We start from the raw sequence: 21,886 nt of genomic DNA on the forward strand, positions 1-21,886 counted from the left end.
CTCCCCGCCCCCCCTCCGGGGCCCCCGCGGTGGCCCGGGGGGGGGGCGGGGGGCCGCACCCGGGGGGGGTGGCCCCCCGGGCCCCCGGCCCCCCGGGGGCCGGCGGCCGCCGGGCGCCGCGGGCTCAGCCGTCCGAGGGCGGCGCGTCCTGGTAGGGGTTGCGGGGCTCGGCCACGGGCTTCAGGGCACCGACGTCCATGGTCGGCACGGGCTCGTCGGCGTCGACCTCGTCGGCGCGCAGGACGCCGGTGACCTCGACCCAGGTGTCGTTGCCCGGCGCCTTCGCGCCGTGCATCTCCACGCGCATCGTCCGCGCGTCGCCCGCGCAGCAGTTGAGCTTCAGGCGGTTGAGGTACCAGGTGTCCGGGCTCTTGCCGGCGGAGACGAAGCCGAGCAGCCGGATCTTGCGGCCGCGCAGGCTCATGGAGTCGTGCACGGAGCGCCCGATGAACTCCTCCATGGCCATGGCGGTGGTCGGCGCGTCGGCCAGCTCCTCGTAGTCGGTCCGCTCGACGCGCACCGCCGCGCCGTCGCGCGAGGCCGTGTACGAGCCGAGCGCGGGCGGGGCGACGAAGAGGAGGGTGAGGGCCGGGACGGCGAGCAGCCAGGCGACGTGCGTGGCCCCGCCGTGCCCGTGCCCGTGGTCACCTCCGTGCCCGTGCCCGTGCCCGTGGTCACCTCCGTGGTCGTGCCCGTGGCCCCGGTCGTCGTGGCCCGCCGCGTGGTCGTCCGACGGGTCGTGCCAGTACCTGCGGCCGGACGCGTCGCGGCGCAGCACCGGCTGCCGCAGGCGGCGCACCGCCTCGGCGCCGAGCCCGGCGAGTCCCAGGGCGACCAGCAGGATGCCGGAGGCGACGAGGAAGGGCCAGAGGCCCTCCTTCACGTACCGGAGGTAGACGTCGCTGCGTACGGTGGCGCGGAGCAGTCCCGCGCCGGTCAGCACCAGCAGGAGGGGCAGACCGAGTTCGCTCAGCGGGCGTGGGTGGCGCGCGCGGGTGGGGGGTCGTCCGGTCACAGGAACAGGCCTCCGACGAGTACGCAGCACAGGACGGCCACGACGAACGTGCCGGCGCAGAAGCGCACGGCGAACGCCCGTCCGAAGGCTCCCGACTGCAGGGCGATCAGCTTGAGGTCGACCATCGGGCCCACCACCATGAAGGCGAGGCGGGCGGTGGGCGAGAAGCCGGTGAACGAGGCGGCGACGAAGGCGTCCGCCTCCGAGCACACCGACAGCAGGACCGCGAGCACCGCCGCCACGAGGACGCCCAGCCACGGGGAGTCGGAGAACACCTCCAGAACGGCCGGCGGTACGAGGACGTTGAAGGTCGCCGCGGCCATGGCGCCGACCACCAGGAAGCCGCCGGCGTGCAGGAAGTCGTGCTGGAGCCCGCGCCGGAAGGCCACGAGACGACTCGCGCCCGCCGCCTGCTCGGCCTGCCCCCTCGGCAGCCGCAGCCACTCCTCGCGCCCGAACCGGATCCACAGCCAGCCCATGACGACCGCGGTGACGAGCGAGGCGCCGAACCGCGCGACCACCATCTCCGGGCTGCCGGGGAAGGCGATCGCCGTCGAGACGAGCACCACCGGGTTGACGGCGGGCGCCGCGAGCAGGAACGTCAGGGCCGCCGCGGGAGCGACGCCCCGGCGCATGAGGCTGCCCGCGACCGGCACGGAGGCGCACTCGCACCCGGGCAGCACCACGCCGGCGGCGCCGGCGACCGGGACGGCGAGGACGGGGTTGCGGGGCAGGGCCTTCGAGAACACCCGGGCGGGGACGAAGGCGCCGATGGCCGCCGAGACGACGGTCCCGAGGAGCAGAAACGGTACGCCTTGTACGACGATCGCCACCAGCAGCGTGCGCCAGGCCCCGAGCGCGGCGAGCCCGAACAGCCGCTCCAGCAACGGTCCCGCGCAGACCGCGACGACCGTGGCGGCGACCAGGAAGGCGCTGACCCTGCCGGTCCTCGGACGGCGCCCCCGCTCCCCGACGGCCTTCCCGCCCGGCGGGTCGGGTTGCCGTGCCGGTGGTGCCTCCGTCGCCGTACCCGCCGCACCGTCAGCCACGCCGCGCCCCCTCGCTCCTCGTCCGCCGCGGTACGGCGGAACGCGCCCGGCCCGCCCGGAGGTCGCCCGGCGCGAGCGGCCACACAATAGCCGACGATATTCATGTTCATCTAGGCCCGGGCGAGGCCCGGCCCGGCTCCGGTCGGGGCTTCACAGCAGCGCCCCGTCACCCTCGCGGTGGCGGGGCGACGGGGCGTTCGCGGTCGGGCCGTACGTCCTCCGGGGTCAGCGGAGGGCGAGGGCGACGATCTGCGTGACGGCGTCCGCGGCGAAGTTGTCGTCGCTGACGAGGATCAGCGTCCGCTCGCCGGAGGGGAGCGTGGGTCCCCAGGTCATGCCCTCGGTGTTGTCGACGGTCGACAGGCCGAGGGCGTGGAAGTCCGCGACGAGCCGCTTGCGCATCGGCGTGACGGTCGCTCCGGCCAGGGCGTCCACGGCCCGTACGTCGGTGGCGCCGCGCGTGGTGGCGTCGTACAGGCGGATCTTGTACCCGGAGCCGGCGACCCAGGTGCGCTCCAGCACGAGGTAGCGGTCGGGGTCGTCCGGGAAGGCGAGCAGGGACGGGACACCGGTGTCGGGACCCCACGGGCTGTCCGGGTCGGACTCGGCGAAGATCTTCTCGATCGGGTACGCGAACTGGCCGAGCACCCGGCCGGCGCGGGTCTGCTGGGTGACCCGCACGAGGGCGCCGTGCGTGACGTCCGGCACCGGGCCGTCCTGGAGCAGCGGGCCCTCGATCGCGCTGGTCACGACCTTGCCGCGGGGTCCGAAGGTGAGCGCCTCGATCGCCTGGTTCCGGCGGGGTCCGCGCTCGGCGGTGACGGTGAGGTTCTCCGGCAGCCGGAGGCGGCCTCGGTGGCTGCCGTCCGGGTCGGAGATCTCGATGGACGGCTGGATCACCGGCGGCCCGGCGACGGCGGGCCGGTCGCCCTCCTGGCCCCACCAGTAGCGGCAGTGGAGCGGGTCGACGCGGATCTCCTCCGGGTCGACGGCCTTGCCGTCGCCGAGGGCGGGCGACGGGTAGAGCGACCCGTCCGGCTGGAGGAAGGGGCGGGTTCCGGTGAAGTCGACGGCGTGGACGCCGCGGGCGTCGACGTCGAGCCTCGCGGTGTAGAAGCGCGCGGGCTGGAGGAAGGACCGGTCGTCGCTGATGAAGACGTACTCGCCGGTGCAGCGGTCACGGTCGATTCCGGAGAGGCCGCCGACGGTGGTGCCCCGGAAGTCGAGCTTGTGCGGCACGATCTTCTCGCCGAGGAGACGGGCCTCGACCGGCCGCTTCGACTCCGGCCCGGCGGAGCCGGGTTGGGGCGCGGCGGCCGCCGTGGGGGCGAGGGTGGACGTGAGGAGCAGGGCCGCGGCGCAGGCGCGGCGGATCAGGGAAGCTCGCATGCGGATGATCATGACCCGGCCCGCCCGTGCCCCGCAGTCACCCACGCGGGTGTTCCTCGCCCGTCCCGTCCTTTTCACCCGCCCCCGGACCGACAAGCCGATGATCGGTCCGTTCGCCTCCCGATCGGGGTCGGGGGCGTGCAGGGGGCCCTGGTTACCCGTGCGTTCCGCACATACGGAAGGTGACAGCGGCGACTGTCGGAGCTCGTGGGGGAGGTGACAACGTCGTGTCCGTCACCGACCGAGGGAGTGCGCAGTGAACAAGGGGTACGCGGTCTTCTGCGACGCCGACCGTCACTTCTACGACGCGCCCCACCGCCTCGTCTTCGGCGAGGCCGAGCGCGGCTCGCTCTACCCGGCCGCCGGCCTCCCCGTCCCCGAGGGCTGGACCTCTCACCGGACGGGCGACTGGCTCGCTCTGCGTCCGCTGGACCGCCCGCTCCCTTCGCAGGGCTGGAAGATCCACGTTTCGGCCGGTCTCGACAACGCGGAGGCGGTCCTCGCCAAGGTCCGGGAGTACTGCCTGGGGCAGGACGTCGCCTTCAAGTTCGTCCCCAGCCGCTACCTGCTGCACCAGCGCAACGCCAAGTACGCGGACCGCTCGGCGAGCGGCAAGTTCATCACCGTCTACCCGGCCGACGACCGGGAGTGCGAGCGCGTGGCCACCGACCTGGCCGGGCTGCTGGACGGCGAGGCGGGTCCGTACATCCTGAGCGACCTGCGGTGGGGCCGGGGCCCCGTGCACCTGCGGTACGGAAGCTTCACCCGCCGCCACTGCTACGACGGGCACGGTGAGCTGCGGCCGGCCCTGGAGGACGCGTCCGGGACGCTCGTACCCGATCGCCGCGGTCCCGTCTTCCACGTGCCCGACTGGGTGACGCCGCCGGCCTTCCTGCTTCCGCACCTCGCGGCACGGGCCGCGGTGACGGTGGGGAACCTGCCGTACGACATCGAGAAGGCGCTGCACTTCTCCAACGGCGGCGGGGTGTACGAGGCCCGGCACCGGCCGACCGGTCGGCGGGTCGTCCTCAAGGAGGCGCGCCCGTACGCCGGGCTGGCCGCGGACGGGGCGGACGCCGTGACCCGGCTGCGCCGCGAGCGCGAGGCGCTGGAGAGGCTGTCGGGTCTCGCCTGCACTCCGGAGGTCCTCGACAGCTTCACGGTCGGCGACCACCACTTCCTGGCGCTGGAGTTCGTCGGGGGCAAGCCGCTCAACACCTTCTTCGCCCGGCGGCACCCCCTCATGGAAGCGGACCCGCCGGCGGAGAGGCTCGCGGAGTACACGGAGTGGGCCCTGCGGATCCACGGGCTCGTCGAGCGGGCCGTGGCCGAGGTCCACGCACGCGGGATCGTCTTCAACGACCTGCACCTGTTCAACATCATGGTGTCCGAGGACGAGTCCTCGGTGGTGCTGCTGGACTTCGAAGCCGCCAAGCCCGCCGCGGAGGGCGGTCGTCAGACCGTCGCCAACCCGGCGTTCGTGGCACCGGCCGACCGGCGGGGCTTCGACGTCGACCGGTACGCCCTCGCGTGCCTCCGGATCGCCCTGTTCATCCCCCTCACGAGTCTGCTGGCCGTGGACCGGGCCAAGGCCGCGCACCTGGCGGAGGCCGCCGCGGCGCGGTTCCCCGTGCCCTCCGGATTCCTGGACGAGGCGGTGCGGGAGATCATGCGCGAACCGGCCGGGAACCGGCCACGGGACGGCGTCCGGGTGCCCGCTCGACACCCGGACGGCTCCCGGTTCCTGCCCGTGGAGCCGGGAGACTGGCCCGCCGCCCGTGACTCCCTGGTGCGCGCCGTCCACGCCTCGGCGACACCGGGCCGGGAGGACCGCTTCTTCCCCGGCGACATCGCCCAGTTCGCCACCGCGGGCGGGGGCATGTCCGTCGCGTACGGCACCGCGGGGGTGCTCCACGCCCTGCGGGAGAGCGGGGCCCCCCGGTGTCCGGAGGCCGAGGACAGACTGCTGCGGTACGCCAAGGCCCCCGACTCCGGCACGCCGCTCGGCTTCTACGACGGACTCAGCGGCGTCGCGTGGACCCTCGACCGGCTCGGGCACACGGCCGCCGCGCTCGAACTGGCCGCGCTCGTCCTCGAACAGGACCACGAGGCCCTCGCCCCCGACCTGCACGGAGGGACCGCCGGCATCGGCCTCGCCCTGGACGCCCTGGCCACCGCCACCGGCGAGACCGCCCTGCACGCGGCGGCCCTGCGCTGCGCGGAGCTGACGGCCCGCCCGCCCCGGACGTCCGTCGGGACGACGGGGGGCGCGGCCCCGGGCACGGTGCGCACGGGGCTGCTGCACGGCGGTGCCGGACGGGCCCTGCTGTTCGTACGGCTCTACGAACGCACGCGGGACTCCGCGCTGCTCGACCTCGCCGCCGAGGCGCTCCACGACGACCTCTCGCGCTGCGTCCGGGGAGCCTCCGGCACCCTGCAGGTCGACGAGGGCTGGCGCACGATGCCCTACCTCGGCGCGGGCAGTGTCGGCATCGGCACGGTGATCGACGACTTCCTCCTCCACCGGTACGACGACGTCCTGGACCGGGCCCGCCGCGACATCGTACGGGCGGCGCAGGCCACCTTCTACGCCCAGCCGGGCCTCTTCCGCGGCGTCGCCGGGATGGTGCTCCACCTCTCCCGTACGAACGTCGGCGGGCCCGGTACGGCGCCGGAGGACGTACGCCGCCAGGTCGGATGCCTCTCCTGGCACGCCATGTCCTACCGGGGTCACCTCGCCTTCCCCGGCGAGCAGATGATGCGCCTCTCCATGGACCTCTCCACCGGCACCGCCGGCGTCCTGCTGGCCCTCGCGGCCGCGCTGGACGACCGCCCCGCGCAGCTGCCGTTCCTCCCGCCGCTTCCGCGGCCCCACGAACCGGCCCCGTGACGGGGTCGTCCGCACCATCCGTCCCCCAACGAAAGGAAACGATCATGAACCTGTTCGACCTTCAGTCGCTGGAGACCCCCAAGGACGAGGCCATCGGTGACGTCGAGACCGGGAGCCGCGCGAGCCTCCTGCTCTGCGGCGACAGCAGCCTCAGCGTGACGACCTGTAACTGACCCGATCCGGCTTCCCGCACGGCGCCTTGACGCCGGTGTGGAGTCACGGTGCCCCGGGAGCGCTGCTCCCGGGGCACCGGCCGTCGGGGCCGGGCACCGCCCGCGGTCCCGTGGGGCGCGTTCCGGTACGAGAAGGGAAGAGAGGGGGATCGGATGGCCTCGCCGACCGGTTCCGACCGGCTGCTCGTCGGCGCCGCACGGCACACCGCGGGCATCACCGCGGCGCTGCTGCTCTGCTCCGTCGTCGGCGCCGCCTGCTCGCTCGCCGTCCCCGCGCTCGCCGGCGGGACCCTGGACCTGCTGCTGCGCCACGGACCCGGGGCGCGGACGTGGCTGGCGTGGACCGCCGCGCTGCTCGCCGTGGAGATCCTCGCGGAGACCGGCACCGTGCTCCTCACCCAGCTCGCCAACGCCCGCGCCACCGCGTGGATCCGGCTGCGCGCCCTGGCCGGCCTCCTCGGCACCGCCCCCCACCGGGCGGCGCCCCACTCGGGCGGTGACGTCGCCGCACGGCTGTGCGTCAACGCCGCCGACAGCGGCACCGCCCCGGCGGCCCTCGCGACCTCGGTGTCCTCCGTGCTCGTACCGATCGGGGCGCTCGTGGCCCTGGCACTCATCCACCCCTGGACCGCGACGGTCTTCGCCGCCGGTCTCCCGCTGCTCCTGCTGCTCCTGCGCGCGTTCGCCACCCAGTCCTCCGACTCGGTCGGCCGGTACCAGCAGGCGCAGGGCGTCATGGCCGCCCGGCTGGCCGAAGCGCTGGGCGGCGCCCGGACCGTCGCCGCCGCCGACACGGCTCGCCGAGAGGAGGACCGCATCCTCGCCCCGCTGCCGGAACTCGCCCTGCACGGCACGCGCATGTGGCTCGTCCACGGCCGAGCCGTGGCACGGAGCGGAGTCCTGCTCCCGCTGCTCACCACGGCCGTCGTCGCGGTGGCGGGGTGGGGCCTCGCCGCGGGTGACGTCAGCGTGGGCGAGCTGATGGCCGTGTCCCGGTACGCGGCGCTCGCCGCCGGGATCGGAGGCGTCGCGGCGCCCCTCGGCACCCTGGTCCGGGCATGCAGCGCGGGTCGCCGCACCGCCGAGCTCGCCCGTCTGCAACCGATGGCCCACGGCGCCGCCGTCCTGCCGCCCGACGGGCCCGGCGATCTGGAGCTGCACCGGGTGCGGGTGGTGCGCGGGGGCGTTCCCCTGATCACGGACGTGACGCTCACCGTCGAGGGCGGCTCCACGGTGGCTGTCGTGGGCCGCTCGGGTGCGGGCAAGTCCACTCTGGCGGCCGTCGCGGGCAGGCTGACCGACCCCGACGCCGGACACGTCCTCCTGGACGGTGTCGACCTGGCCGACCTCACCGCGGCGGAGCTGCGGGGGGCCACCGCGTACGCCTTCGCCCGTCCGGTCTTCGACGGCGGTGCCACCGTCACCATCGGCGCGGCGCTGGCCGCCGGGGCCGGCCCCGCACGGGGCCCCGCCACGGCGGAGAGGGTCAGGGAGGCCGCGACGGCCGTCCGCGCCGACGCCTTCCTCCGACTGCTGCCCCGCGGCTACGAGACCCCGGTGGACGAGGCGCCACTGTCCGGAGGAGAGGCCCAACGCCTGGGCCTGGCACGGGCCTTCGTCAACGAGGGGCGCCTGATGATCCTCGACGACGCCACGTCCAGTCTGGACACGGCCACCGAACGGCAGGTGGAGCGCGCCCTCGCCGCGTCACCGCGACCGTGCACCAGGCTGATCGTCGCCCACCGGGTGTCCACCGCCGCCCGGGCGGACCGGGTGGTCTGGATGGAGGCGGGCCGTGTACGCGGGACCGGACCTCACCGTCTGCTGTGGGAGGACCCGGAGTACCGCGCGGTGTTCACGGCGGAGGCTGCACGGCCGGCGGCCGGGGCGGACTCCGTGACGGCCGGGCCGGAAGCGGTGGCACCGGAGACGGAGACGTCGACACCGCCGACCGGAGCGGAGGCGCGCACATGACACCGCGCGCCTTGGCGCCGGTCCGGTCCCTCCTGCTCCGTCGCAGGGGCGCCCTGGCGAGACTGGCGGCCTGGTCGGCCGCCGAGTCCGCCCAGACGTTCTTCGGCGGCTACTGCGTGGCCCGCTCCCTCGACGACGGCTTCTTGCAGGGCTCCCCCGCCACAGGACTGCTCTGGCTGGCGGGAGCCGCCGTGGCCGTCCTTCTCGGCGCTCCTGTCGTCCGGGGAATCTTCGCTCAACTCCCTCACCTCACGGAAGGGTTGAGGGACGACCTCGTACGAGGGTCGGTCGTACGGGCTCTGCGTTCGGCCACCGCCGGGGGCCGCGGCGCGGACACCACGGCGGTGTCCCGGCTGACGAGCCAGACCGAGATCGCCCGGGACAGTTTCGCCGGACTGGTGCTCGCGGCCCGCTCCTTCGTGTTCGTCGCCGTGGGAGCCCTCGCCGGCCTGGTGTCGCTCGCACCGCAGTTCCTCCTCCTCGTGGTCCCTCCCCTGGCGCTGGGCCTCGCCCTGTTCACGGCGTCGCTCCGGCCCATGGCACGGGCCCAGCACCGCTACCTCGACGCCGACGAGGCGGTCGGCCGGCGCGCCGAGGTCACCCGTACCGCCCTGCGCGACATCGTGGCCTGCGGTGCCCAGGAGGCGACCGCCGCGGCGAACCGCCGTGCCGTCGAGGAGGCCGCGGCCGCCCAGCGCGTCCTGGCCCGCTGGGCGGCCGTCCGCACGCTCTCCGTGGCGACGGCCGGGCAGCTGCCGGTGTTCCTGCTGCTCGCCGCGACTCCGTGGCTCCTCCGCCAGGGGGTCACGGCGGGCGCCATGGTGGGGGCGCTCACCTACGTCCTCCAGTCGCTGCTCCCCGCCCTGCACACCCTGATGACCGTGCTGGGCGCGGCGGGCGCGCGGCTGTTCGTCATCCTGGACCGGCTCACCCGGCCGTTGCCCGCCGGACCCTCCCCCGCCGCTCCGTCCCCCGCCGGCCCCTCCCCCGCCGGCCCCGCAGCCGGTTCCCGCCGCACGGGCCGGGCGACCGCGGCCCTGGAACTCCACCGCGTGCGCGCCGCGTACGGACCCGGGTCCCGGCCCGTACTGGACGATCTGGAACTGACCGTCGAACGGGGTGAACACCTCGCGGTCGTCGGTCCGAGCGGCATCGGCAAATCCACCCTTCTGCACGCGATGGCGGGCCTGCTGACGCCCGAGCGAGGGGAGGTACGTCTCTTCGGCAACCCGATCGGTACCTGCCGGCCGCCGGAACTCGCGGCCCTGCGCGTGCTCCTTCCTCAGGAGGCGTACGTCTTCACGGGCACCCTGCGGGAGAACCTGCGCTATCTGCGGCCCGACGCCGGCCGGTCCGATGTCGAGGAGGTCGTGGACGCGCTGGCCCTGCGGCCGCTCGTCGACCGGATGGGCGGGCTCGACCGTACGCTGACGCCCGACACCCTGTCCCTCGGCGAACGCCAGCTCATCGCCGTGGGACGGGCGCTGTTGGCCTCAGCCCCACTGTTGCTGCTCGACGAGGCGACCTGCCACCTGGATCCCGTCGCGGAGGCCACGGCCGAACAGGCGCTGCGGGCACGGCCCGGCACCCTGGTCGTCGTCGCCCACCGGCTGTCGTCCGCGCTCCGGGCCGACCGCGTCCTCGTCCTCGACGGCGCCCGTGCCCAGGACGGCACACACGCGGAGCTGCTGGAGCGTTCCGCTCTCTACCGCGATCTCATGGGGCACTGGGTCGCGAGCGAGCGGTGAGTCACCCCGGCCGCGGAGACCTCACGCGGCCCGGGTTCAGGTCCACCCGGCGCCCTGGGCGATCCGGATGGCGTCCACCCGGTTGCGGGCGCCGACCTTGCGTATGACGCTCGCCATGTAGTTGCGGACGGTGCCCTTGGACAGGAACAGCGTGGCGGCGATCTCGGAGATCGGCGCTCCGTTGGCGGCCAGCGACAGGACGCTCAGTTCGCGCCGGGTCAGGGGCATCTCCGCGGCCTGCAGAAACCCGAGCGCCAGCGTGTCGTCGATGAAGCGCTCCCCTCTGGCCAGCCGGTGCACCGCCTCCACCAGTCGACACTTGGGGCTGTCCTTGTCGACGAAGCCGGCCGCTCCTGCCGCGTGCGCCCGTCTCAGCACCCCCGGCCGGTGCCCCGGGACGAGGGCCAGGAGCACCGAGCGGGCCGCCGCGTCGGCTCGTGACGAGGGTAAGCAGGCGCCGACGGGTAAGACGGAGGGCGGCAGACACTCGGCGTCGACGACGTACACATCCGTCTCCGGCCGCTCGGCGGCCGGGCCGTCGGGCCACCGGGGCAGCGAGGACACCACATGAATCCCGCTCGACCGCAGCAGTTCCTCGAGCGCGGTGCGCAGGAGCTGTGCCTCGTAGACCACCGTCACCCGTATCATTCCCAGCCCTTCGGTCCTGCGTCGTGCCAGGGGTGCACGACGCGATCAGTCACCCCCACCCCTCTGCCCTTGACGCTCCGCTAAGAACGGGTCACCAGGCGCACGGAGGGCGCACGGCGCAGCGTCCCGGCCGGATCCGATCCGTGCCCGGCACGGGAGCGCAGGCCGACGACGTGCGGTGCCGACCCGCGCGCGCGGGGGTTGTCCGGATCCCACCCCGGCACGGCTCGCCCGCGGCTCGGCGTCAACCGGACGGGACCTCACGCGGGAGCCCGGCCGAGACCGTGTGCGCCGCACGATCGGGTGACGCCTGAGGTGGCCTGCCGTGAGGCAACCTCGGCCCGCCGCCCCCCAGCGGCGTGGTCGCCGTACGGGGACGCCGATACCCACCGTGTACGGTTCCTGTGTTACCCAGCCGTCCCTGAGCAGCGGCAGCGCCGTGTCCTTGCGCGGTTGCCGGTGTCGTGGCCGGCCCCGCCGTCCGGTCGGGTGCCGGGCACCGGGCGCACAGGCCTTTCCGGAGCGTGGAGGTGCGGGGATGAACGACACGGCGGGTTCGAGGAGCCCCCGCGAGCGGTTGGTCATGCTGCAGCGTCTGCTGGGGCAGGCCCTGGACCGGCTGGGCGCCGGGGCCTACGCCGTGGACGCCGACTGGGCTCTGGTCGCGATGAACGCGCAGGCCGAGATGCTGCTCGGCCGCAGCGTGGACGAAGCGCTGGGGCAGGACGCGCACGACCTCCTTCACCGGCAGGCCAACGGGATGCGCATGCCGCGCAGCCAGTGCTCGATCATGGAAGCCTTCATCGGCGGCCAGGCACGCCAGGAGAAGCAGGGCTTCTTCGCACGCGGGGACGGCACGCTGCTGACCGCGTCCTGGCTGGTGACCCCCTTGCGCTTCACCCCCCAGGAGACCGGGGCCCTGGTGGTCTTCCACGCGTACGACCCGGCGGCCGGCGGCTCCCTGCCGGCGCCCACCCTCCACACGGGGCTGCTCCCGGAGCTGGAGCGGCTGGCGCTGCTGGCCGAGACCACCACGCAGCTGACGGCGACCCTCGACGTCAACGAGGCGCTGGACCGGCTGGTCAGGCTGGTCAGGCTGGTCATCCCCATGCTGGCGGACTGGATGGTGGTCGACCTGATCACGGAGAGCGGCCATGTCCAGCGCACCCTGGTCGCCCACGGTGACGAGGGGGGTGTCACCCGCAGACAGGACCTGCAAGGAACCCTGTTCTCCGTCCCCGAGACCTCTCCGCTGCCGCTGTCCCGTGCGCTGCGCGGCGCGGGCTCCACCTTGGCGACCCCCCAGACGTACCAAGGCCCGCCCGACACCCACATCGCCGTCGAACAGCGCAGACTCTTCGATACCACCGGCATGCACTCCGCGGTCATCGCGCCCATCCGGGGCCTGCGCGAGGTTCTCGGCGCACTCACCCTGGGCCGGGCCGCCCACCCCGAGCCGTTCACCACCGCCGAGATCCCCCTTCTCGAGGACATCACCCGCCGGGCCGGTCTGGCACTGGACAACGCCCGCCTCTACCAGCGTCAGCGCAAGGTCGCCGACACCATGCAACGCCATCTGCTGCCCCAGCTGCCGAGCGTGCCGGGCCTGGAGATGAACGCCCGCTACCTCTCCGCCCCCTACGCCTCCCAGGTGGGCGGCGACTGGTACGACGTCTTCCGCCTGCCCGACCAGGCACTCGCCCTGGTGATCGGCGACGTCGCCGGACACGACCTGGACGCCGCGGCGGGCATGGCCCAGCTGCGCAACATCCTGCGCGCCTACGCCTGGTCCCAGCAGGAACCGCCGAGCGTCATCGTCGACCGCTTCGACCGGTCCCTGCCCCACATCACCGATGTCGGCATGGCGACGATGATCCTGGGCCGGCTCGAGCCCGGGACCGACGGGCAGTGGCAACTGCACTGGACGAACGCCGGCCACCCGCCTCCCCTGCTGGTCACCGACGACGGCCGGGCCCGCTACCTCACCGGTGGGCACGGCATCCTGCTCGGCGCCCAGGCGGGCCTCCGCCGCACCGACGCCGCCCGCACACTGCCGGCCCGGTCGACACTGGTGCTCTACACCGACGGTCTGATCGAGTCACCCAGCCACCCCATCGACGACGGACTGGAACGACTCCGCCGCCACGCCGCCCGCCTCGCCCACCACCCGTTGGAGAGCTTCGTCGACGCCCTGATGGAAGCCCGTCCCTCCGACAACGACGACGACGTGGCCGTGCTCACCCTCCGCGTACCCCTGGCCGAGGCCCCCTCACCGTGAACCGCGTGATCCGGGCGAGGCGCTCGGACGTCCCGGGGAACGGATGACGGCCGCCTGCGACGCCCCGCGCTCCCCCGTGCCCGAGCGGCGTTCGCTCGGGCTTGTGTGAACGGCCACGACGACGCCGGCAGCCTGCGGCTCGGCGCCGGCGTCCACGTCCATCCAGTACGCTCCGGGCCGTCCCTCGACGGAGCGGTCGCTGAGGACGGGGATGCGGGCGGCCAGGAGGTCCTCGACGATCGCGTCGTCGGCGACGGGGTCGGCCACGACCATCGCGTCGAGCGACAGGTCCGCCCACTCGCTCTGCAGGGAGCCGGCGGGCAGCAGCACCACGGCGTAGCCGCGTCGCAGCGACGTCGCGGCGGTGGCAGCGGTCAGCCGGGCGACGTACGGCGACTCCGGAAGGTCCATCCGCTCCCGCACTTCGGGAGAGAGCCTTCCGGAGCCGTTCAGTGCCGCCGAGACGGTCGTCTTGGCGAGGCCCGCCTCGCGGGCCACGTCGACGAGGCGAACGCATGGGAGGGGCGGCGAGGAGGATCGCCCGCACCAGGGACGTGCGGGCTTTCGGGGAGTAGACGAACCCGACCGTGTCGTCGAGAACGACGATCCGGCCGTGGGGACCCGCCGGTTCCGGGCACCGGCCAGCGTCACGCCCGGTCGGTCGGTCGGCTCGTCGCTCGTACCGCGGCCCTGATCAGGTCGGCGACCCTGGTGGGTTCGGAGAGGGTGACGGCGTGGGATGCGTCCGGGAGTTCGACGACGACGGCGCCGGCCCGTGCGGCGCCGAAGCGCTGGACCTCGGGGCCGATCGTGCGGTCGGCCCCGGCCACCAGGGCCCAGGACGGCTTCGTCCGCCATGCCGCCACCGCCGCGGTCTCGGTGAACGCCGCCGCGGCTAGAGGGCGTTGGACCACCGCCAGGACGCCGGCGACATCCTCGGGCACGTCCGCCGCGAAGACGGCGGGAAACGCCCTCTCCTCGATGGTGACCTCCACCGCGTGGGCGCCGTCGTGGAGCGGATAGGTCCATTCCTTCAGGCTTTCCGTCAGCGGAGGACCGGGGAAGTTCCCCTGGAGCCGGCCGAGGCTCTCGCCCTCGTCGGGCACGTAGGCGGCCACGTAGACGAGCCCCACGACGTTCTCCGCGGCGCCGGCCACGGTGATCAGCGCACCGCCGTACGCGTGGCCGACGAGTACGGCCGGACCCTCGACCCGCGTCAGGGCGGAGGCGAGGTAGGCGGCGTCCGATGCCAGGCCCCGGAGCGGGTTCGGCGGGGCGACCACCGGGATGCCGCTGCTCCGCAGTTCCGCGATGACGCCTATCCAGCCCGTCGCGTCGGCAAAGGCACCGTGCACGAGGACGACGGTGGGGTGGGGCATGCGAGTTCTCTTCTCGGTGTCGGGCAGGACGAGGCGCACGCGTCTCAGCGCCGTCGCTCGTCCCGGGCGTCGGCGATCATCGGCGCGAAGGCCGAGGTCGCCAGGGCCTGCCATTCCGTGGGGCTCATGCCGTAGGCCCCGCGGAACGTGCGGCTGAAGTGCGAGGGGCTGCTGAAGCCCCAGCGGTGCGCCATCGCGGCCATCGTGGTTCTCCGGGTGGAGCGGCCCAGCTCGAACCGGCAGGACTCGAGCCTGCGCTGCCGCACCCACTGGCTCACCGTGCTGCCGTCGTTCTGGAACAGCTTCTGCAGGTAACGGACGGAGATGTGGTGGGCGCGTGCGATCGACTCCGGCGAGAGGTCCGGGTCCCTCAGGTGTTCTTCGATGTGGGCGTGGATACGGGACAGCAAGGCGTTGCCGGCTCCGGGCGCGTCGTCGACCGCGTCCGCCGTCTCCGCTTCGAGGAGCTCCATGACCAGGACGGAGAGGAGCTGTACGGCCGTCCGGGCACGCCGGTCCCCGATCGTGGACCGGCGGAACTCCGCCTTCTCGGCGAGCGCGGTCAGGAAGTCGGACGCCAGCGCCCCGATGCCCTCCCCGCCGCGTACGGGGACGCCGAGCACCCGGTCGAGTTCCGGCTCCGGGAGGCCCAGATAGCAGCGGGGCACCCGGAAGAAGATCATCTGGCAGTCCTCGCCGAACCGGAGCAGGTGCCGTCGGGCCGGGTCGCAGAAGACCAGGTCGTTCGGCTCCAGCAGCGTCCGGGCGCGCTCGTGGACGACGGTGACGGGCCCGCGGACGTGGACGCCGAGGTAGACGTGGTTCCGGTCCTGCGCGTCCGGAATCTCGGAGAGCAGCTGGACCAGCTGTCCCGAGCGGGAGGAGGGCGGGGGCGGAGCGGCCGGCTGTCGGGGCAGTTCGGGCCCGCGTGACATGAGGGGGAGGGGCATGGTGGTTCCTAGCCGTGGGTTCGTGCAGCGGAGGGCGGGGTTCACGCCCCTCTCGCCGGCTCCTCGGTCAGGAACTCCTCCACCACGGCGTTGAAGGCCGGCGGGTTCTCCAGGAAGGGGAAGTGCGAGCTCGCCACGTCGGGGGCGAAGACGTGCAGGCGTGCGCCGGGAATCCGCTCGGCGACGAAGCGCTGCGAATCGGGCTGCACATGGCTTCCTTCGCAGCCGATCACCAGGGTCGGCACGTCGATCCGGGGAAGCACGTCCCGCCAGTCCTGCGCGCAGTGGTCGAACAGCAGCGGCACGCCCGCGTGGGCGGGTGTCGACCCGATCTCCTCGGTGACGAAGGCCAGTACCCCGGGGTCGGGCTCGCCGGAGAACATGCCGCGCACGAAGTCGGCGAGGACCGTGTCGCCCTCCGGACCGGCGAGGGCCGCGCCCAGGTACAGCAGTCCCGACACGTCGAAGATGGCGCCGGACTCCCTCTGTTCGCGCTCGGTCATCCACGGCACGGCGGCGACCGCCGCGGGCTGGTCGACGGCGACGAAGCGCCGGATCCGTCCGGTTCCGTACTGGTCGACGAAGCTCCACCACACCGAGACGCCCATGGACCACCCCAGCGCGTCGAAACGGTCGAGACCGAGGTGGTCGACGAGTTCGAGTACGTCGCGGGAAAGCCGGGCTATGCGGTAGCCGTGACGCGGCTTGCCTGACTTTCCGTGGCCACGGAGGTCGACGGTGACGACGCGCCGACCGACCGCCAGACCCTCGATCTGGTGGCGGAACATCGCCTGCGTCTGTCCCCAGCCGTGCAGCATCACCAGCGGGACGCCCTCGCCTCCGGTGTCCTGGTACGCGAGCCGCGCGCCGTCCGTCGTCATCAGTTCCCTCATGACCTCTCCCCTGGTCAGGGGCGGTGTGTCCGCCCCGCCCGTCCCGAACATCATCAAATGGGGCCCGCCGCCCGCACCACCGCGCGCTGTAGGAATCCGACCGTGGATCCTCCTCGCTCTGTCGAAGGCGGGGCCGGGGTCACAGGCCCCCGACGGAGCCCGGGCCGAGGAGCTCCCCGACCCGGAGGCCGAGGTGCAGAGTGAGCCGGTGGGCGCCGTCGTCGAGGTCGAGTCCGGTGATCTCCTGGATCTGGCGCAGGCGGTAGTACAGCGAGGTGCGGTGGATGCCCAGCGTCTCCGCGGTCCTGGGGATCGACCCCGCGTGGTCGAGGAAGCAGCGCAGGGTGTCCCGCAGGCGGTCGCCGCCGTGAGCCTCGGTCAGGGTCCGGAGCGGCTGGGGGACCAGCGAGGCGTTCAGGGCGTGCTCGGGGAGCTGGAGCAGCACGGCGAGCTCGCCCAGGAGTTCCCAGTCACCCGTCTTCTGCAGAGAGGGCAGTCGGCGTGCCGCGCGGGCCGCAACGAGCGCCTGCTCGTACGACGTCCACGCGTCGTCCAGGCGGGTGTGCCGGCCCCCGACGCCGATCACGGGGTCCGCCGACGGGTCCAGGAACGTGCGGAGTTCGCCGAGGATGCGGGCGGACTGGGCGGCGACCTCGTCCGGGTACGGCGGCCTGTCGCGGAGCTGGAGCAGGATCGCCCGCTCCCTGCCGATCGCGATGAGGCCCTGGGCGGAGCGCGTCTGCCGGTACCCCTCCAGCGCCGCCCACAGGGCGGCCTCGGGCCGGCGCACGAGCTCCGTCCCGCAGCTCAGCTGGACGACGGTGACCAGGACGTGCTCCGCCCCACCGAGCAGCCCCAGTTCCGCGCCGCGCCGGCGCGCGGTGGTGCGTGCGGCGACGTCGGCGCCGACGAGTTCGAGGGCGAGGTCCCGCTCGTCGGACTTCCGGGTGTCGGCGGCGATCTGCTCTCCGTACATCAGGACCGACATGGCGTCCGCGGCCCGCGCGATGGTGGAAGTCTCCTGCTCCCCCAGCGTCCTCTCGGGCACGACCACCACGAGCAGTCCGAGGAGATGCCCGCGCTCGCGCAGCGGCACGATGTACCGGGGCAGCAGTCCGAGATCGTCGCGGCCGTCGATGAAGCCGGGCCTCGACCACTGGGTCACGCCCTGGTCGAGGACGTAGCGGATGGCGGCGTTGTCGGCGCGGCCCTGCAGCAGGGTGCCGATGCGCACCGGGTCCTCGTCGCCGAAGTGGCGGCTCGTGCAGACCATGCGGACCAGCGGGTCGTCGACGGCGACGGACCGGCCGAGCCGCTCCGCGAGATCGTCCACGAGTGCCTGGAGCTCGGGGCTGCCGGGGCGGGCTCGCTGGAGCCTTCCGGTCATGCGTCGTTCCTCTCTCGATCACGTGTCCCCGCGGACTCCTCCCTTCCGCGGTTCGTGATCAGTCTGAGGAAACGACAACGTCCGCACATCGCACGAATCGTTCATTGCCGTGACGCCCCTGGGGGATACGAAGCGACTACTCTCCGCTGTCACGGTGCTTCAGCAACCGGGTCAGCTCCCCCCGCGAGGTGACGTCCAGCTTGGTGAAGGCCCGGCGCAGGTGCGAACCCACCGTGTGCGGGGAGAGGGAGAGCCGCTCGGCCGCCTGCCGGTTGGTGAGCCCCCGGGCCACGAGCCGTACCACCCGCGTCTCCCCGGCCGTCAGCTCGGGCCATCCGCTGTCCGGCCCGGCCGGCGAGGGCCGCTTGCGCACACCACCGGCCCGCAGGCGCCGGCGCACCCGTGCGGCGTCCCGTTCGGCGCCCGCTCCCGCGTAGAGCGCGAGGGCCTTCTCGAAGTACGGCACCGCTTCCGGCTTTCGGGTGGCCGCCAGCTTCCGTCCGGCGTCCTCCAGCGCCGACGCCCGGGCCAGCACCCGGGGGCAGTCCTCGTAGAGCCGGACGGCGCGTACGAGAGGGGCGAGGTCGTTGTCGAGGAGTCCCCGGGCGTGCGCGGCGGTGGCGGCGAGGAACGGGAGGCCGGGATTGAGCACGGCTCGCTTCTCGGCCATGGCGACCGTCTGCACGGCCCGTTCGTGCCGGCCCGCGCGCAGTGCCATGCGGACGAGCACCGGGGCGTCGGCCGGGTCGATCAGGCCGGCGTAGGCGGGCCGGTCCTCGGCGGGCGCCGTCATCACCGCGTCGAGTTCGGCCATGGCGCGGTCGGGCCGGCCCTCGTGGTCGGCCATCAGTGCCAGCATCCAGGTGCCGAAGTGCCGGACGACGAGGGCGTCGTCGCCGCGCATGCGCCTCGCCTCCGCCGCGTACGTCTCCGCCGTCTGCCGGTCGCCGGTGTGGAGGGCGACGCGCAGCATCACGTACCGGAGCGTGACGTCGGCGAGGTTGCCGGGGCCGGGTTCGTCGATCGCCGGGGACGCGGCTTCCGCGTCGGCCCGCGCGTCCGACAGCCGTCCGGCTTCGAGGAGGATGCGGGTGCGGGTCATGAGCCACATGCGGGTGGCGGCCGTCCGGCCCTGCTCCCTGGTGATCCGGATGCCCTCCTCCGCGACGGCGAGCGCCTCCGCGGTGCGTCCGGTGGTGTTCGACAGGAGGGCGCGCCACAGGGCCTCCGGCACCCACTGCGAGGTGCTGACGCCCAGGGCGTCGGCCAGCGCGGCGGACCGCTCGGCCTGACGGAACGCCTCGGCCAGGTCCATGCGGTGGAAGCTCACGGCCGAGCGGACCGTCGTCAGGGTGGCCTCGGCGGTGCGGTCCCCCGCTGCCGCCGCGGCTTCCCACGCCCGCGCGGCGACCTCCTCGGCCGCCGTGTGTTCGCCCGACATCGACAGGCCGACGGCGAGCATGGCGAGCAGTCGCCCCCTCGCGGTCGGGGAGATCCCGGGCAGCGCCGCCCCTGCGCGGGCCTGCCGGACCGCCTCGGAGAAGTCGGACCGCACGGCGAGGCGTGCCAGGGCCAGGCGTAGGAGCGCCTCGTCCTCGGGTCCGAGACCGTCGGCCGCCAGGGCGGCGGCTCCCAGGGCACGTGCCTGGGCGGCCCGGCCCGTCTGCCAGAGCAGCGGGATCGTCTCGGCCACCACCCGCGGCCGCCCCGGAGCGTCCGCCGGGAGGAGTTCCAGGGCCTCGAGGCCGCGTTCCGCGGCGGCAGCGGGGTCGGTGCGGGCGAGTTCCGCCGCTTCGGTGCGCAGCCGGTCGGCCTCCGCCGCGTGTCCCGGCGCCGCTCTGCGGACCTCCGTCGCGTCCGCCGGCGCTTCCTCCGGCGGCATTCCGGCGGCATGTCGGCGCCGGGCCTGCCGCAGGGGCAGGGGGAGGCCGGCTTCCACCGCCTCGCGGACCAGGTCGTGGCGGAAGACGAGCAGATCGCCGCTCTCGGCGAGCAGGTCGGCTTCGAGGGATTCCCGTACGGCTGTGATGAGCGCCGCCGAGGACCTGCCGAGCAGTTCGGCGAGCAGCGCGACGGGGGCCGTGCCGCCCACGGAGGCCGCCGTCTCCACCAGCTCCCGCGCGTCGTCGGACAGCTGGTCGAGGCGGCGCGCGACGGAGGGGAGTCGACGCGGGGCGGGGGGTCCGGCCGGCAGCCCGGCCCTGCCGTTCTCGATCGTCACCTCCTCCTCGTGCAGCGAGCCGAGCAGTTCGACGAGCAGCTGGGGCACCCCCTCGGCGCGGTGCGCGAGGCGGAGGACGTCCGCGTCGGGAGGGGCGCCGAGGACGTCCTCGGCGATCCGGGCGACGGCACGGTCCCGCAGCGGATCGAGGACCAGCTCGCGTGCGCCCGCCTGACGGATCCTGTCGAGGGTGGTGCGCACCCCGGACGGCACGCTGCCGGCGCGGACGGCGACCAGCCACAGGATCGGGTGCGACGAGAGACCCGCCGCGAGGGTGTGGAAGGTGAGGAGGGTCAGGTCGTCGCACCACTGGAGGTCGTCGAGGACGACGAGCAAGGGTCCGTTCCGGGCCGCCTCGCGCAGGCGGTCACCCAGCTCCTGAAGCAGCCAGAACCGCTGGCCGGGCGTGGCGGCGAGGTCCCGGAGGCGAGGGGCGCCCGGCAGCGGTTCCTCGCCGGAGAGTACGCCTTCGAGGAGCGGGCCGAGCGGTACGCACTGTTCGTCGCCGTCCGTCGCCCTTTCGAACACCCGCACCCCGCGCCGCCTCGCGGCCCCCGCTGCCTCGGCGAGGATCCTGGATCTGCCGATGCCGGCGGGACCCTCGACGCGGACGATTCCGCCTTCGCCCCGGCCGAGCGCGACGAGCCGTTCCCCCAGGAACGCCATTGCGGCGTCCCTGCCCCGGAGGGGCGTCCGTACGCCGTCGGGCGCCTCGGGCGCGTTCCTCGTCGTCACTCGGTTCACGCTCATTCCGCCGGCCCGGGCCGCACGGGACGGACTCGGTTCTCGTGCGGTACGGCGGAACAGTATGAACCATGTGGACCACCCCGCCCTCGGCCGGCCCGGTGGCGCGCCGCAGTCGAAGCGCAGGTTCGAACCACGGGTGGACGGGGCCGGTGTTGCCGCGGCCCGGCATGAGGTCGACCCGGCCGTCGGCCAGGTGCTGGAGCATCGCGTAGTCCTCGGCGACCTTCACCGGGTCGGGGCTCGCGCGCCACCCGGCCGGTCAGCGGTGCGGTGTCACTTCGCCAGGAAGGCGAGGAGGGCGGTGTTGACCTCCTCGGCGTGGGTCCACAGCAGGCCGTGCGGGGCACCCTCGATCTCGACGTAGTCGGCCGACGGCAGGGCCTTGTGGAAGGGGCGCGCGGTGTTCTCGGCGGGCAGGATGCGGTCGGCGGTGCCGTGCAGGATCAGGGCGGGCACGTCGACGGACGGGATGTCGGCGCGGAAGTCGGTGTACCAGGTCGCCGGCGCGGCGGAGGCGGCGAAGGAGCCGCCGCGGGCGGCGGTGTTCCAGCTGTTGCGGACGGCCTCCTCGCTGATGCGGCTGCCCAGGTTCTCGTCGAGGTTGTAGAAGTCGTTGAAGAAGGCGGTGTAGTAGGCGTACCGGTCGGCCTTGACCGCGGCGACGACTCCGTCGAAGAACTCCCTGGGGGCCACGCCGTCGGGGTTGTCGTCGGTCCGGAGCAGGCAGGGCTCCAGAGAGGCCAGGAAGGCGACCTTGGCGACACGGGCGGAGCCGTACGTGGAGATGTAGCGGGCGACCTCGCCGGTGCCCATGGAGAAGCCGACGAGGACGGCGTCGTTCAGGTCGAGGGTCTCCATCACGGTGTTCAGGTCGGCCGCGAAGGTGTCGTAGTCGTAACCGGTGGTCGGCTGAGTGGAGCGCCCGAACCCGCGGCGGTCGTACGTGATCACGCGGTGCCCGGCGTCGAGCAGGGCAGCGGTCTGCCGCTCCCAGGAGTGGCCGTCGAGCGGGAAGCCGTGGATGAGGACGACCGGCTGCCCGGCCCCCTGGTCCTCGAAGTACAGCTCGACGGGGTTGGTGTTCTCCTGGCCCACGGTGATGTACGGCATGGGGATGTGTCCTCGCTTCGGGGTGGCTGGTCCGC

16 protein-coding genes and 1 pseudogene are annotated in these 21,886 nt (G+C 73.9%); 5 read left to right on the plus strand and 12 right to left on the minus strand.

The window, feature by feature from the left end; all coding sequences use genetic code 11:
- Positions 1-124 precede the first annotated feature (124 nt).
- The 3 genes from ACWDVG_RS19995 to ACWDVG_RS20005 form a co-directional block, all read right to left on the minus strand.
- Positions 125-1,015: a TIGR03943 family putative permease subunit gene (locus ACWDVG_RS19995; protein ID WP_451700611.1), complete on the minus strand. Its 891-nt coding sequence runs from the start codon at positions 1,013-1,015 to the stop codon at positions 125-127.
- A complete protein-coding gene (locus ACWDVG_RS20000; protein WP_451700612.1) occupies positions 1,012-2,064 on the minus strand; it encodes a permease in 1,053 nt (350 codons plus the stop codon). Before ACWDVG_RS20000 ends, ACWDVG_RS19995 begins: the two co-directional genes overlap by 4 nt.
- Positions 2,065-2,289: 225 nt before the next feature.
- Positions 2,290-3,453, minus strand: a complete 1,164-nt coding sequence (locus ACWDVG_RS20005; protein WP_451700613.1) for an esterase-like activity of phytase family protein — start codon at positions 3,451-3,453, stop codon at positions 2,290-2,292.
- Positions 3,454-3,709: 256 nt separating this feature from the next.
- On the opposite strand from ACWDVG_RS20005, the gene lanKC reads away from it, so the two are divergent.
- The 4 genes from lanKC (at position 3,710) to ACWDVG_RS20025 (ending at position 10,238) form a co-directional block, all read left to right on the plus strand.
- Positions 3,710-6,343, plus strand: a complete 2,634-nt coding sequence (gene lanKC / locus ACWDVG_RS20010; RefSeq protein WP_451700614.1) for a class III lanthionine synthetase LanKC — start codon at positions 3,710-3,712, stop codon at positions 6,341-6,343.
- Between the two features lie 44 nt (positions 6,344-6,387).
- On the plus strand, positions 6,388-6,516 hold the full coding sequence (ramS, locus tag ACWDVG_RS20015; RefSeq protein WP_015037662.1) for a mycelium formation morphogenetic lantipeptide SapB: 129 nt from the start codon (positions 6,388-6,390) through the stop codon (positions 6,514-6,516).
- Positions 6,517-6,669: 153 nt separating this feature from the next.
- Entirely contained in the window at positions 6,670-8,490 is a 1,821-nt protein-coding gene (locus ACWDVG_RS20020) for an ABC transporter ATP-binding protein (protein ID WP_451700615.1), read from the plus strand.
- Positions 8,487-10,238 (plus strand): ATP-binding cassette domain-containing protein, encoded by a 1,752-nt coding sequence (locus ACWDVG_RS20025; protein WP_451700616.1) that lies wholly within the window; start codon positions 8,487-8,489, stop codon positions 10,236-10,238. Before ACWDVG_RS20020 ends, ACWDVG_RS20025 begins: the two co-directional genes overlap by 4 nt.
- Before the next feature lie 36 nt (positions 10,239-10,274).
- Here ACWDVG_RS20025 and ACWDVG_RS20030 read toward each other — a convergent pair whose 3' ends face one another.
- A complete protein-coding gene (locus ACWDVG_RS20030; protein ID WP_451700617.1) occupies positions 10,275-10,886 on the minus strand; it encodes a helix-turn-helix transcriptional regulator in 612 nt (203 codons plus the stop codon).
- Positions 10,887-11,424: 538 nt separating this feature from the next.
- Between ACWDVG_RS20030 and ACWDVG_RS20035 the strand changes: the two genes are divergently transcribed.
- Positions 11,425-13,164, plus strand: coding sequence for a SpoIIE family protein phosphatase (locus ACWDVG_RS20035; protein ID WP_451700618.1), 1,740 nt, complete (start codon positions 11,425-11,427; stop codon positions 13,162-13,164).
- Here ACWDVG_RS20035 and ACWDVG_RS20040 read toward each other — a convergent pair.
- From ACWDVG_RS20040 to ACWDVG_RS20075, 8 genes and pseudogenes are all read right to left on the minus strand, one after another.
- A complete protein-coding gene (locus ACWDVG_RS20040; RefSeq protein ID WP_451700619.1) occupies positions 13,156-13,662 on the minus strand; it encodes a hypothetical protein in 507 nt (168 codons plus the stop codon). The two genes, ACWDVG_RS20035 and ACWDVG_RS20040, sit on opposite strands and share 9 nt — an antisense overlap.
- Before the next feature lie 149 nt (positions 13,663-13,811).
- Positions 13,812-14,543, minus strand: a complete 732-nt coding sequence (locus ACWDVG_RS20045; protein WP_451700620.1) for an alpha/beta fold hydrolase — start codon at positions 14,541-14,543, stop codon at positions 13,812-13,814.
- A 44-nt stretch (positions 14,544-14,587) separates the two neighbouring features.
- Positions 14,588-15,493 carry a helix-turn-helix domain-containing protein gene (locus ACWDVG_RS20050; RefSeq protein ID WP_451700621.1) on the minus strand — a complete coding sequence of 302 codons (906 nt, stop codon included), beginning with the start codon at positions 15,491-15,493 and terminating at the stop codon, positions 14,588-14,590.
- Positions 15,494-15,534: 41 nt separating this feature from the next.
- Positions 15,535-16,386 (minus strand): alpha/beta fold hydrolase, encoded by an 852-nt coding sequence (locus ACWDVG_RS20055; RefSeq protein WP_451700622.1) that lies wholly within the window; start codon positions 16,384-16,386, stop codon positions 15,535-15,537.
- Between the two features lie 139 nt (positions 16,387-16,525).
- Positions 16,526-17,773, minus strand: coding sequence for a PucR family transcriptional regulator (locus ACWDVG_RS20060; protein WP_451700623.1), 1,248 nt, complete (start codon positions 17,771-17,773; stop codon positions 16,526-16,528).
- 136 nt (positions 17,774-17,909) lie between these two features.
- On the minus strand, positions 17,910-20,729 hold the full coding sequence (locus ACWDVG_RS20065) for a helix-turn-helix transcriptional regulator (protein WP_451700624.1): 2,820 nt from the start codon (positions 20,727-20,729) through the stop codon (positions 17,910-17,912).
- Positions 20,730-20,853: 124 nt separating this feature from the next.
- A pseudogene (locus tag ACWDVG_RS20070) lies at positions 20,854-20,976 on the minus strand (LLM class flavin-dependent oxidoreductase); the annotation flags it as partial.
- A 38-nt stretch (positions 20,977-21,014) separates the two neighbouring features.
- A complete protein-coding gene (locus ACWDVG_RS20075) occupies positions 21,015-21,851 on the minus strand; it encodes an alpha/beta fold hydrolase (protein WP_451700625.1) in 837 nt (278 codons plus the stop codon).
- Between the last annotated feature and the right edge of the window lie 35 nt (positions 21,852-21,886).

The organism is Streptomyces sp. NPDC003327 (assembly GCF_053589515.1).

Excerpts from the sequence above, each read along its gene's own strand:
- ACWDVG_RS20005 (WP_451700613.1), bottom strand. The coding sequence starts at position 3,453 with ATGCGAGCTTCCCTGATCCGCCGCGCCTGCGCCGCGGCCCTGCTCCTC.
- ramS (WP_015037662.1), top strand. The coding sequence starts at position 6,388 with ATGAACCTGTTCGACCTTCAGTCGCTGGAGACCCCCAAGGACGAGGCC.
- ACWDVG_RS20020 (WP_451700615.1), top strand. The coding sequence starts at position 6,670 with ATGGCCTCGCCGACCGGTTCCGACCGGCTGCTCGTCGGCGCCGCACGG.
- ACWDVG_RS20025 (WP_451700616.1), top strand. The coding sequence starts at position 8,487 with ATGACACCGCGCGCCTTGGCGCCGGTCCGGTCCCTCCTGCTCCGTCGC.
- ACWDVG_RS20030 (WP_451700617.1), bottom strand. The coding sequence starts at position 10,886 with ATGATACGGGTGACGGTGGTCTACGAGGCACAGCTCCTGCGCACCGCG.
- ACWDVG_RS20035 (WP_451700618.1), top strand. The coding sequence starts at position 11,425 with ATGAACGACACGGCGGGTTCGAGGAGCCCCCGCGAGCGGTTGGTCATG.
- ACWDVG_RS20045 (WP_451700620.1), bottom strand. The coding sequence starts at position 14,543 with ATGCCCCACCCCACCGTCGTCCTCGTGCACGGTGCCTTTGCCGACGCG.
- ACWDVG_RS20050 (WP_451700621.1), bottom strand. The coding sequence starts at position 15,493 with ATGCCCCTCCCCCTCATGTCACGCGGGCCCGAACTGCCCCGACAGCCG.
- ACWDVG_RS20055 (WP_451700622.1), bottom strand. The coding sequence starts at position 16,386 with ATGAGGGAACTGATGACGACGGACGGCGCGCGGCTCGCGTACCAGGAC.
- ACWDVG_RS20060 (WP_451700623.1), bottom strand. The coding sequence starts at position 17,773 with ATGACCGGAAGGCTCCAGCGAGCCCGCCCCGGCAGCCCCGAGCTCCAG.
- ACWDVG_RS20075 (WP_451700625.1), bottom strand. The coding sequence starts at position 21,851 with ATGCCGTACATCACCGTGGGCCAGGAGAACACCAACCCCGTCGAGCTG.